We start from the raw sequence: 12,464 nt of genomic DNA, 5'->3' as shown, positions 1-12,464 counted from the left end.
AGATGGTCTGATTTAGGAAGGGCTAATGACATAGCCCCTATGGTGAGGTCATACTTCGATACTAGAAATAGACTTCGATTTAATCACTTGCTAATCTCAATGAATCCCCTAGCTTTAGCTATGGGCGAGAATGTCAAAGTAGTACAAAATAAAGATATTCATCACAATTGTTCAAGGGAGATAAAGAAAAGATAAAAGAATATTCTAAAAAACTAGGAATACCAGAAAATTATAAACCATTACATGCAGTTGCATTTGGATATAAACAAAATGAAAATCAAAAAGCTCCACAAAGAAGAGAAAATACGGTTAATTATATAAAATAAAAGACTACTTTGCAAAGCGAGATAGAATACAAAATTTATGTAATACATGATTAAGCATGTTGCAAAAGAGTAAGCTAAGGCTTTAAGATTAAGTAGCCTTAGTTTACTTTTTGTAATTTACTTTGAAAAAAATAAATCAGTAAAGAATATTGTTTATTCAACAGTTGTAAAAAGTTTGTAAGCAAGGGTACTGTCGGATTTAAACTTATAATCTCGTTGCCCATCAAATAAATAAATTCTTTCTCCATCAGTATTTATATGGGATATTTCTTCGATATACAGTATTTGAAGAGTAGGTACTAGAGTATGTTTTTTTAGACATTCATTTGAAAGTATTATATATTTATTATCTATTAGATAGTTGGAAAGTTCTAAGGCAGTTAAATCTGTATAAGTGTAAAAGATTTCTGGACTTTGAAAACTACTCTGAGTATTAGAATAGAATCCATTATTAACGTAGACTTTAAATAACTTAGTTGGATAGGTGTATGGTTTTTTGCTCAATTAGACATGCCTCCTAGAGATATTTTTGAATTTACTTAAATATATAACAAAATAAAAATAATTAGAACTTATATTTAAAAATATAGTTTGTAAAATGAATTAATATTTTACGTAGGAAAAATATTAAAATCTCTATCATTAAGTATGTAGAGAATTTATTTTTCGACAAAATAACTGAAAATATATGTTATAATAGAAATACTTAAAAAGCGTACCTAAAATCATCTAGTAAAGGACATTATATAAATAATAATATTTTTAATAATTTTTTCATTTTTTGAAGTACACTATTTGATATGGTATAACTAGAAAAGGGAGTCTATAAAAATGAGCAACATTAAAATAATTTGTGATTCAATGAATGATGTTTTAAAAGAAGCAATTGAGAAATATAATATAGAGGTATTACCTGTAACAATGATTTTTGAAGGAAAAGAGTATAAAGCAGGAGTAGATATAGATGGAGATGATTTTTATAAATTACTAAGAAGCTCTGAAAGCATGCCATCTACTTCACAAATAACTTATATAACTTATAAAGAAGTTTTTGAAAAACATATAAAAGAAGGTAAAACAGTATTGTATATGGCTGGTTCATCAGCAGCATCTGGGATTTATCAATCTGCAATGCTTGCTAAAAATGATATTGAAGGAGATATTCATATATTTGACACTTATAGCTTAAGTATAGGTGGAGGAATGTTAATTGAAAAAGCAGGCGAAATGGTTAAAGAAGGTAAAGATATAAATGAAATTATAATGAAATTAGAAGAGTACAGAGAGAAAGTAGAGGTTTACTTTTCAGTAGATTCTTTAGATTACCTTTTTAAAGGAGGAAGAATCTCTGGAACAAAAGCTGCTTTAGGAACTTTACTTAGTATAAAGCCTATATTAAAAATAGAAGACGGATTAGTTAAACAAAAAAATCAAGTAAGAGGAAGTAAAAAAATAATTCCTAAATTAATAGAATCTTTAAAAGAAGAAGTTGGAGATGATTTCTCAGACAAAGATGTATATGTTGGTTTCGGAGATGATATAGAAGCAAAAGATAAGTTCGTTGAAAGAGTTAAAGAAGAATTAAAACCTGAAAATGTATATACATTCCAAATAGGTTCTTGTGTAGCGTGCCACTCAGGACCAAATGTTTTAGGAATAGGATGTGTAAAAAGCTAGGTTAAACCTAGCTTTTTACATTTTAAGAAATCATATTAGCGTCAATTCTTTTAAAATAAATATCCATAAAAATACTGAAAGGACACAAAGTCCAGAAGTGAATACTACAATTTGTCCAGCTAAATCACTATCTCCATCCATTTGCTGAGCCATAGTAAACGAAGCTACTGCAGTAGGAGAAGCAAATACAGACAAAAGACAAGTAAGTTCTATATCTCTAAAGCCATAGTAAATAGCTAATGGGATAACTACACTAGGTACTATAACTAGCCTACCTATAACACCTATAAAAATTTCTCTTCCATATTTCTTAAATTGGGATAATTTGAAAGATCCACCTAATAATATTAAAGCTAGAGGCGTAGCTATTTTAGAAATATCACTAACTGATTTCTCAATTGGACTTGGAAGTTTAATATCTAAATAAATAAGGATTAATCCAAAAGCAGCAGCTATAATAAGCGGATTTGAGATAACTCCTTTAAAAATTTTCTTAGTATCTATTTTACCGCCGCGGTATACTTCAAGAATTATTACCGACAGTATGTTAAATAGAGGAACTATTACAGCAATTAGCATAGAGGCAACACCAGTTGCATTTTCACCAAATAAGGATGTAGCAACAGGTATTCCAAAAATCACAAAATTACTTCTAAATATAGCTTGGATAATTACTCCTCGCTTTTTATTGTCTTTTTCTATAAAGGGAATAAGTATACATAGGAATCCAAATATAGTTAGTACACTAATAGACGTAAAAATAATTAATTGAGGATTAAATAAAGTTTTAAAATCTGTATTATAAACATTATAAAATAATAATGTAGGTAAAAATACTTTAAATGTAATAGAATTCATTGTTGCCAAAGTAGTTTCATTAAACATTTTAAGTTTTTTAATAAAATATCCTAGAGACATTATAATGAATAGAGGAAGGACTACATTAAAAGATAAAATTAGATTTTGCATAAATATTAAGTCACCACATTTCTAAAGTTTAAGTAAATAATTAAAAAATATTAACTAAGAATAAGTATATAAAAACAATTAACTAAAAACAACGAAAGCTTTAAATAGAAATATTATTATACAAAAAACAGCTAAATTAAGTGAAATATATTATAAAAACAAAAACATATTACAAAAATAAAAATATATAACGACAGAAAAACAATTTTCTACAAAAAAATAAAAAAATATAAATTATAATATATAGTAAATATTCTATGAAAGATAATGTTGTATATATAAAATAAAAAGTTAAGTTATATTGGAGAGAGGAATATGAAAAAAAATACAAAATTAATTGCATTAATAATAATTGTGATGACTTTAATGTTTGGAAATTTTTATATTTTACAAAAAACAAGTAAGCTTGAAGTTGGTTCGCAAGTATCAAGTATTGAAATAGAAAATATATTAGCAGAAACTATGTCTTATGAGTTAGAGGATTTTACACAAGATAAAATAGAAAAAACAAATACGATAGTAATTAGTGTATTAAGAGAGACTAAAGATAGTGCCATTTTATCAAAGTGTAATTTTATTTTAGGTTATATAGATTTTATAAATAATAAATACTCTGAGGCTACTGAAAAGTTTAATAAATCAATTAGTTATTTTAAAAATAACACAAATTCTGAAATGAAAGCGAGAGTATACTACGAGTTAAGTAGAGTGTACATACGACAAAAAGAATATAAAAAATCAGAAGATGCATTTCAAAATTCTATAGAAATCTGTGAAAAAGAATATACCAAAGAAGAAATAGTTAGGTTAAACACATGGAGAAGTAGCGACTTATATGATATTCCAGGAAGGAAAGATGAGTCTGTAAAAATAATGGAAGAAACTTTAAAATTAGCAAAAAATATAAATTATAATGAGATAGAAGATGTATATTTAAACTTAGGAATGTTTTATTGGTATGAAGAAAAAGAGATACAGTCAATTAATTGTAAATTAGAAGCTTTAGAAATAGCAAATAAGAAAAAATTAAGAAATAAAGTAGTAGATATATCTTCAGAAATAGGAGTTGATTATTTATTTACACAAAACTATACTGAAGCAATAAAATATTTAAACAAATCATTAGAATATAACTTAGATAATTCTTATAAAGATGCTGAAGTTAAATCTTATATATTACTGAACTTATCAGAAGCATATATTAAAATTGAAGAGTATGAAAATGCAGAGAAATGTTTAAAAAGGTTAGAAACGAATGTAAAGAAACAAAAGGAAGGTAGTTTAAAACAAGATGCCACGACATATATGTATGTTAATAGAGCAGATCTAGAAACAAATTTAAATAATCCATTGAAAGCACTAAGTTTATTAGATTTAGCATCAAAAAGGTATAAAAATTCTAGTGATTTTAATTACTATGATTTTGATATTAAACTGTTAGAAGAATATGGAGATGCCTATTATAAACTTGGTGAATATACAAAGACTTTAGAATATCATAAAAAAGCACAAATACTATCTAACGAAAGAAATTTATTTTATTACAAAGATTTATATAATGAAAGGATTTACTTGGAATACAAAGCTCTTGGTGATTATGAAAATGCAATGGAATACTTAGAAAAAAGTAATGAACTAAAAAAACAAGCAAAACATAACCAAGAAAAGCAATATACACAATATCTTATAGAAAAATTTGAAACTAAAGAGAATTTAGAAAAAATATCTAAATTAGAGCTAGGAAAAACTAGAATGAAACTAATATCATTAATATTAATATTAATTATTATGATAGTGGGGTTGATTAGCAGTCTTATTTATAAGAAAAACAAAGAAACAAATAGATTAAATAAAATGTTCAAAGATTTAAGTGAAACTGATTGTATAACTAAAATACCAAATAGAAGAGCATTAGAAGAATATTTAAAAAATAATTGGAGTACCTATCAAAAAACAGAAATGCCAATCTCCTTTGTTATGATAGATATAGATTACTTTAAAAAATATAATGATAATTATGGACACGTTCAAGGAGATATAGTGTTAGAAAAAGTAGCTAAATGTATTGAAAATTCATGCAGAGAATCAGATTTTTTAGCTAGATATGGAGGAGAAGAATTTACTTTAATTATGCTAAATACAGGCAGAGTACAAGCGATAAGTTTAATAGAAAAATTAATTAAAAATATATATGAACTTAATATAAGACATGAATATTCTGATATTAGTGACAGAGTATCTTTAAGTGCAGGAATAACTACAGCTAAGGTTGGTTCAAACAAATACTATAAATCTTATATTGAAAAATCAGATGATGCTTTGTATGAAGCTAAACAAAAAGGAAGAAATAAATATGTATATTTAGAGTAATAAAGGCCTATATTTTAGGTCTTTTATTATGGTTAAAAATGTACTTTTATCTTAGCTTAATAGCATAAATATTGTATAAGATTATATACAAATGTAAGTATTCTAAAGTAAATACGGACATTAGAAATTATGCTAGTTATTTTTTAATTAAATGGGGGCGAGTAAATGAAATCTATATATGATGTAATAATAATCGGATCTGGAGTTGTAGGCAGTGCTATTGCCAGAGAAATGTCTAGATTCAAACTAAAAGTAGGGGTATTAGAAAAAGAATTAGACGTATGCTGTGAAACTAGTGGAAGAAACTCAGGAGTACTACACGCAGGTTTTAATAATAAACCAGGCTCATTAATGGCAAAATTTTGTGTAGATGGGAATAAAAATTTTGATACACTAGCGAAAGAATTAAATATTCCTTTTAAAAGAACTGGAAAGCTAGTAGTAGGGTTTACAGAGGAAGATAAAGAAAAATTAATGCAAATGAAACAACAAGGAGAGTCTAATGGAATAGAAGGCTTAGAAATTATTGACCAAAATAAAATAAAAGAGCTTGCTCCTTATGTTGATGGAAACTTTGCAATGTACTCTCCAACAACAGGAATACTAAATCCTTTTATATACACAATCGCAATGGCAGAAAATGCAAAGGAAAATGGGGTGCATTTTTATTTAGATAATGAAGTAATTGGAATAAAAAGAGTAGATGATATTTATCAAATTGAAACAAGAAAAAGTGTATATAAATCGAGGTGGATAATAAATAGTGCGGGCCTTAATAGTGACAAAATTGCAAAAATGCTAGGCATAGATGAGTACACAATTTACCCTTGTAGAGGTGAATATTTTATACTAGATCAAAAAGTTGGCAAATATTTAGAAATGCCAGCTTATCCTGTTCCAAATCCAAAGGCAGGTGGGCTAGGAATACATCTTACACCATCTGTAGATGGAAATGTATTTATAGGACCAAGTAGCGAGTATGTTGAAGAAAAAGACGATTATTCTGTAACTAAAGAAACTATGGACTTATTAATTGAAGATGGAGGAAGAATATTTCCACATATTAAAAGAGAACATTTCATAAGAAACTTTTCAGGAATCAGACCTAAATTAGTTAGCAAAGAGAAAGGTGGATATGCAGATTTTATTATAGAAACAAGAGAAGATATACCAAATAGCATAAACTTAGTTGGAATAGAATCGCCAGGGCTTACAAGTGCAGTTCCTATTGCAAAATACGTAGTAGAATTAATCAAAGAAAAAGAAAAGGTAGAAGCAAATATTAATTTCAATGGAAAAAGAAAAGGAATAATAAATTTTAGTGAACAATGCTTAGAAATAAAAAGAAAACTAATAGAAGAAAATTTTAATTATGGTGAAATTATTTGTAGATGTGAAACTATAACTAAGGCAGAAATTTTACAAGCTATAAATAATCCTCTAGGAGTGGATACTGTAACAGGCATAAAATACAGAACTAGAGCAATGATGGGTAGATGTCAAGGTGGATATTGTCAAACTAGAATAGCACAACTTATAAAAGAAGAAAAAGGTAAAAAAGAAGAAGATATTTTATACTCTAGAAAAGACTCTAATATGTTTGTAGGGAAGGTGAGAGTATAATGATTATTAAAAAAGATGTAGTAATAGTAGGGGGAGGACCAGCAGGTCTTGCAGCAGCGGTAAAACTATATAAATGTGGTATAAATGACATAATAATACTTGAAAGAGAAAAAAAACTAGGTGGAATACTTAGACAATGTATACATGATGGATTTGGTCTTACTAGATTTAAAGAAACCTTAAGTGGACCAGAATATGCTCAAAGATTTATAGATGAAGTAAATTTGAAGAATATAGAATATATAACAAATACAACTGTAATAGATGTAACAAAAGATAAAAAAGTAATATCTGTATCTAAAGATGGACTTAAAGAGTATGAAGCTAAGGCTGTAATTTTGACTATGGGCTGTAGAGAAAGAACTAGAGGGGCAATAAGCATACCGGGAACAAGACCATCAGGAGTATATACAGCAGGAGTAGCTCAATCTTATATAAACTTACATAATATTACGATTGGAAAAAAAGTAGTGATATTAGGCTCAGGAGATATAGGATTAATAATGGCAAGACGTATGACCCTAGAAGGTGCAAAGGTAGAAGCAGTTTTTGAAATACTTCCTTATGCCAGTGGATTACCTAGAAATATAGAACAGTGTTTAAATGATTATAACATACCTCTATACTTAGGTCATACCGTAACCAATATAAAAGGCAAATCAAGGCTAGAGGGAATAACAGTAAGCCAGGTTGATAAAAATATGCAAATAATAAAGGGTACTGAAAAATATTATGAATGTGATACTTTAATATTATCAGTAGGATTGATCCCAGAAAATGAACTATCTTTAAAAGCAGGTGTAGAGTTAGATGAGAGAACAAAAGGAGCTATAGTTGATGAAAATTATCAAACTAGTGTAGAAGGTATATTTGTAGCAGGGAATGTACTTCAAGTACATGATTTAGTAGATTTTGTTTCAATAGAAGGTGAAAGATTAGCAATAGAAGCGTCTCAATATATAAAAGGAAATAAATTAAAGGAATGTAAAATAAAAATAAATACTGATAAGAACATAAGCCATACTATACCACAAAAAATAAGTGGAGAAAAAGACTTTAACTTATCCTTAAGAGTTAAAAAGCCCTATAAAAATTGTGTTATAGAATTATTACAAGATGATAATATAATAAAATCAATTACAATGAAAAAGGCAATACCAGCAGAAATGATACAAATTAAAATAAATAAAGAAGATATACAGTCTATGAGTGATTTAAAGGTGGTAGTGAGATGATAAAAGAATACACTTGTATTATATGTCCTAATGGATGTGAAATAGAGGTAGAATTAGATGGTAAAACAATAAAGAGTTTAGATGGTGCTCTTTGTAAAAAAGGTAAAGAATACGTAGAACAAGAGTTAACAAATCCTCAAAGAAATATAGCAACATCTGTAAAAGTTAAAAATGGAGATTTACAGTTAGTTAGTGTTAGACTAAATAAAAGTATTCCCAAAGAAAAAATTTTTGAGGCAATGAAAGAAATTAAAAAACTAGAAGTAGAAGCACCAGTAAAAATTGGGGATGTAGTAAAAGTAAATTTGCTTAATTTAGAAGTAGATGTTATAGCTACAAAAAATATAGATAAAGTTTATTAAAAAATAGCTATCTCGAAATAAAATATTTATATTTTGAGATAGTTATTTTAAAAAAAGGAGGAGTGTATGTCTGCCATTAATGAAATACTAGATGAAATCCAAATACCTAAAGTTACGAAGGTCAAGCAAAGTTTTGATAAAACTAAGCTAGAAGATGTAGAAGGTACCTTACATAAATTATTAATTCAAAAAAACGTAAAAGATAAAATTAAAAAAGATTTAAAAATTGCTATTACTGGTGGTAGCAGAGAAATAAGTAATTACAAAGAATTAATGAAAATAGTAGTAGACTTTGTAAAAGAAAATGGAGGTCACCCATTTATAGTTCCATCTATGGGAAGCCATGGAGGAGGAGCTGCAAAAGGACAAGAAAAAATGCTAGAAAAGCTAGGCATAACAGAAAAAAGTGTAGGGGCTCCTATATTATCTTCTATGGAAGTCGTAGAAATCGGAAAAACAGAAAAAGAGATTCCAGTATATATAGACAAAAACGCATATGAAGCAGATGGAATAATATTATTAAATAGAATAAAAATGCATACATCTTTTAGAGGTGAGTATGAAAGCGGATTAGTAAAAATGCTGGCTATAGGATTGGCTAAAAGAAAAGGAGCCGATATGACACATTCTTTAAGGTATGAAAATATGGCTAAAAACATAGTTGCAGTTGGTAAAGTTGGAATAGAAAAATTAAATATAATTTGTGGAATTGCAACTATAGAAAATGGGTATGATGAAGTTGCAGAAATTTTTGTTCTACATAAAGAAGAAATTTTAAAAGAAGAACCTAAGATTCTGCAAAAGTCAATAAAGCTAATGCCACAAATTTATTTAGATAATATTGATGTTTTGATAGTGAAAGAAATAGGAAAAAACATAAGCGGAACTGGTATGGATACTAATATAATAGGTCGATTTCATACAAATGCAGCGAGTGGAGGTCCAAATACTATAAAATTAGGACTTTTAAATTTAAGTTACAAATCTGATGGAAACGGAAATGGTATGGGACTTGCAGATTTTATATCTAAGAAATTTTACAACAAATTAGATTTAGAAGCTACATATTTAAATGCAATAACCTCTACAGAGCCTAATAGTGTAAAACTACCAGTAGTACTTGATAATGACAAATATGTATTTAAAGCCTGTGTAAAAATTTGTGGAAAAAGAAATATTGAAGACATAAAATTAGTTATTATAGATAATACTAAAAATTTAGAAGAGGTTTATATGTCTTGCGCTGCAATAAAAAATATTATGAAAAAAGAAAAAGTTGAAATAATTGGAGAATATTTTGAAATTAAGTTTGATAGATATGGAAATTATACTATATAAGATGTTGCAACTACTGTAAATAAAAAATTAAATGAAATTTTGAATAAAATAAAATATATATAGAAAGTTTCCTTTATATTAAATTATAAAAATGAAGACTTTTTATATATATTTTATTTTATTTTACCTATTTTTAATATTTTCAATTATAATTTAAATATACAAAACAATATTAAATTTATGATAATTTTTATGGTAAAATATTTAATATAAAAATGGGGCGAGGTTATACATGGATAATAAGATTATAAGGAAAATAAAAGATAGGGATAATATGGGATTAAACCTATTGATAAATAGTTATGCTAAAAATATATATTATATAATATCAACTGTAATAGGGGATAATGGTAGCCAAGAAAATATAGAAGAATGCATGAAAAATACATTTTCAAATATTTGGAATGATATTTATGAAATTGATAGAGAAAAAATAAGTTTTAAAACTTTTATTTTAAAAAAATCAAAGAAGACAGCTATGGAGTATAAATCCAGGCTAGAGCATAAAGATGAAAAACAAGAGGCTGTAATAGAGGAAGAAAAGAATAATTCTGAAAGATCAAAAGAAGTTGTCAATATTATAAAAAGTTTTAAAAATCCAGATAAAACGTATTTTTACTTAAACTATATTATGAACTATGACATAGAGACAATAGCAGAAAAATATGGAGAAAGCATAAGCACAGTACAAAATACACTGTGCAGATGTAGACTAAAGTTAAAAAATATAATAGAAAAAGAGGTAATAGTAGATGGAAAATAAAGAACTTAAGAAGTTAATAAATGAAATAAAAGAAGACGATCTGTTAACTTTAGAAGAAGAAATATTTTTCAAAGAAGATATACCTAATTTAGATAATGAAGAAATAAGAATACTGACTGAGAAAGCACAAAGAACGTTATTTGAAAACTATAAACGTAAAATAAATTATAAAAATATATGGAAAAATGTTATGGCAGTTACAGTTATGGCATTTATGGTTACTTTTGTAGTAGTAGTAATATTAGATAGATCTTATAATTATTCATCAGGACAAGAGCCATTCATACAAAATGAAGATGATTTATATGTGTTAAATGAACCAATAACAAAACATAATAAGAATAATAGTCATATAACTCTTCAAAGTTTAGTACTAGATACTAAAAATAATCTTATATATGCAAGCATAGAAGGAGAGGGTACAGTACCTAAAGAAGAAGGTAAACTTACTATAAGTGGAGAAGAGAAAAACTCAAATTCAAATTATCTAGGCGGAGATAGCACAAATTGGATATTAGGACACGATTTTAAATCTAAAACTAAATTTAATTACAAAGAAGGAGAAACAATAGAGTATACAATTACTACAAGTGATAATGAAGATATAACTTTTGATGTTAATCTAAAAAAGCTACAAGGTGAATTAGATTGTAGTCAATTAGGATTAAATGAAATAAAAGAAGATATTGCTATAATAGGAAGAATAGAAGAAAAAAATAATATATTAGACTTAAAGTTAAGCTCTGTTATAGAAGGTAATGGAGCCAATGTTATGTACTATGGTGAAGAATATCCAATTAATGAATATGAAACAGGAATAAAGTTAAAAGATAGTAATGGAAAAGTTGTAAAAGGAAAACAAATACAATATGGAGATAAGTTTAACCATTTTGAATTTGATACAACTAGTTTAGTGAAACCATATACTATAATAGTTCCTAAAGTAACTATAAGTATTAGTGGAAATATTGAGAATAGTAAAAAAATAAAAATTAATCTTCCAGAAAAAGGTGTGGAAAAAATTGAAAAAACAGTAGAATTATGTGGTGAAAATTATAATAATATGACAAAGAATACTACTGTAACTATAAAAGATATAGAAAAAATAGGAAATAACGAATATTCTATAAATGTTGATTTTCCTCAAAATACAAATAATAAAATAAAGATAAGTTCTATAGAATTAAATCCAAATAAAGAAATATTGAGTAAAAATGAAGATTTTTCAAATTATGTTGTAGAGTTAAACGAAAAATCTATAATGGATAAAGTTATAGTAAAGCCAAGAGACTCAAAGAAGAATACTATAGAATTTAGAATACAACCGCAGTACTATAGTGTAGAAGGTAATTGGCAACTTAATATAAAATAAGTGTAAAAGCTATCTCAAAAAGGTTAAAATAATCCAAGAGATAGCTTTTTTGTGCATTTGTAAGAAAATCTTAAGAAATACCTTAAGAAAATCTTAAGATTTATACCTTATTATATATTTATAGCAAAGTTAAATAGGCGCAAAATATATAAAGGAGTGAATCTATTGTATAATAAAATAATACATAGAAAGGGGATGGAGTTAAAAAATGTACAACATATTAATAGTGGATGATGATAAAGAAATAGTTGAGTCTATTGAAATATATTTAAAAAGTGAAGGATACAAAATATACAAAGCATACGATGGACTACAAGCAATAGAGGTACTCAATAATGAAAACATACACCTTATACTTATGGATATAATGATGCCTAAGCTAGATGGAATAAAAGCAACAATAAAAATTAGAGAAGAAAAAAACATACC

The 12,464-nt window shown here is 26.7% G+C and carries 12 protein-coding genes; 10 read left to right on the top strand and 2 right to left on the bottom strand.

Translation table 11 applies throughout. The features are described 5' to 3' along the window. The first annotated feature begins 167 nt into the window (after window positions 1–167). Window positions 168–326 (top strand): hypothetical protein, encoded by a 159-nt coding sequence (locus ACRC03_RS12295; protein ID WP_438652864.1) that lies wholly within the window; start codon window positions 168–170, stop codon window positions 324–326. A gap of 153 nt (window positions 327–479) precedes the next feature. On the opposite strand, the gene ACRC03_RS12290 is transcribed toward ACRC03_RS12295, so the two are convergent. Beyond that, the gene (locus ACRC03_RS12290) at window positions 480–830 is read right to left on the bottom strand and encodes a hypothetical protein (RefSeq protein WP_438652863.1); all 351 of its coding nucleotides are present in this window, start codon (window positions 828–830) and stop codon (window positions 480–482) included. Between the two features lie 327 nt (window positions 831–1,157). On the opposite strand from ACRC03_RS12290, the gene ACRC03_RS12285 reads away from it, so the two are divergent. After that, on the top strand, window positions 1,158–2,003 hold the full coding sequence (locus ACRC03_RS12285) for a DegV family protein (RefSeq protein WP_438652862.1): 846 nt from the start codon (window positions 1,158–1,160) through the stop codon (window positions 2,001–2,003). Between the two features lie 30 nt (window positions 2,004–2,033). Here ACRC03_RS12285 and ACRC03_RS12280 read toward each other — a convergent pair whose 3' ends face one another. Beyond that, window positions 2,034–2,972 carry an AEC family transporter gene (locus ACRC03_RS12280; protein WP_438652861.1) on the bottom strand — a complete coding sequence of 313 codons (939 nt, stop codon included), beginning with the start codon at window positions 2,970–2,972 and terminating at the stop codon, window positions 2,034–2,036. 315 nt (window positions 2,973–3,287) lie between these two features. Between ACRC03_RS12280 and ACRC03_RS12275 the strand changes: the two genes are divergently transcribed. The 8 genes from ACRC03_RS12275 to ACRC03_RS12240 form a co-directional block, all read left to right on the top strand. Then, on the top strand, window positions 3,288–5,342 hold the full coding sequence (locus ACRC03_RS12275; RefSeq protein ID WP_438652860.1) for a tetratricopeptide repeat-containing diguanylate cyclase: 2,055 nt from the start codon (window positions 3,288–3,290) through the stop codon (window positions 5,340–5,342). 165 nt (window positions 5,343–5,507) lie between these two features. After that, a complete protein-coding gene (locus ACRC03_RS12270) occupies window positions 5,508–6,965 on the top strand; it encodes an NAD(P)/FAD-dependent oxidoreductase (RefSeq protein WP_438652859.1) in 1,458 nt (485 codons plus the stop codon). Continuing rightward, window positions 6,965–8,200 (top strand): NAD(P)/FAD-dependent oxidoreductase, encoded by a 1,236-nt coding sequence (locus ACRC03_RS12265; RefSeq protein WP_438652858.1) that lies wholly within the window; start codon window positions 6,965–6,967, stop codon window positions 8,198–8,200. Before ACRC03_RS12270 ends, ACRC03_RS12265 begins: the two co-directional genes overlap by 1 nt. After that, window positions 8,197–8,562, top strand: a complete 366-nt coding sequence (locus tag ACRC03_RS12260; protein ID WP_438652857.1) for a DUF1667 domain-containing protein — start codon at window positions 8,197–8,199, stop codon at window positions 8,560–8,562. The genes ACRC03_RS12265 and ACRC03_RS12260 overlap by 4 nt, the downstream gene beginning before the upstream one ends. 66 nt (window positions 8,563–8,628) lie before the next feature. Beyond that, complete coding sequence (locus tag ACRC03_RS12255; RefSeq protein WP_438652856.1) at window positions 8,629–9,900, top strand: lactate racemase domain-containing protein; 1,272 nt, start codon at window positions 8,629–8,631, stop codon at window positions 9,898–9,900. 232 nt (window positions 9,901–10,132) lie between these two features. Further along, the gene (locus tag ACRC03_RS12250) at window positions 10,133–10,663 is read left to right on the top strand and encodes a sigma-70 family RNA polymerase sigma factor (RefSeq protein WP_438652855.1); all 531 of its coding nucleotides are present in this window, start codon (window positions 10,133–10,135) and stop codon (window positions 10,661–10,663) included. Next, on the top strand, window positions 10,653–12,035 hold the full coding sequence (locus ACRC03_RS12245) for a hypothetical protein (protein ID WP_438652854.1): 1,383 nt from the start codon (window positions 10,653–10,655) through the stop codon (window positions 12,033–12,035). Before ACRC03_RS12250 ends, ACRC03_RS12245 begins: the two co-directional genes overlap by 11 nt. A 208-nt stretch (window positions 12,036–12,243) precedes the next feature. Further along, the coding region (locus ACRC03_RS12240; protein WP_438652853.1) for a response regulator at window positions 12,244–12,464 on the top strand (221 nt) is incomplete at its 3' end.

The sequence above is a fragment of the Romboutsia sp. genome, from assembly GCF_051659545.1.
Taxonomy (GTDB): Bacteria; Bacillota; Clostridia; order Peptostreptococcales; family Peptostreptococcaceae; genus JBOFOR01.
This window is presented reverse-complemented; position numbering and strand designations above follow the sequence as displayed.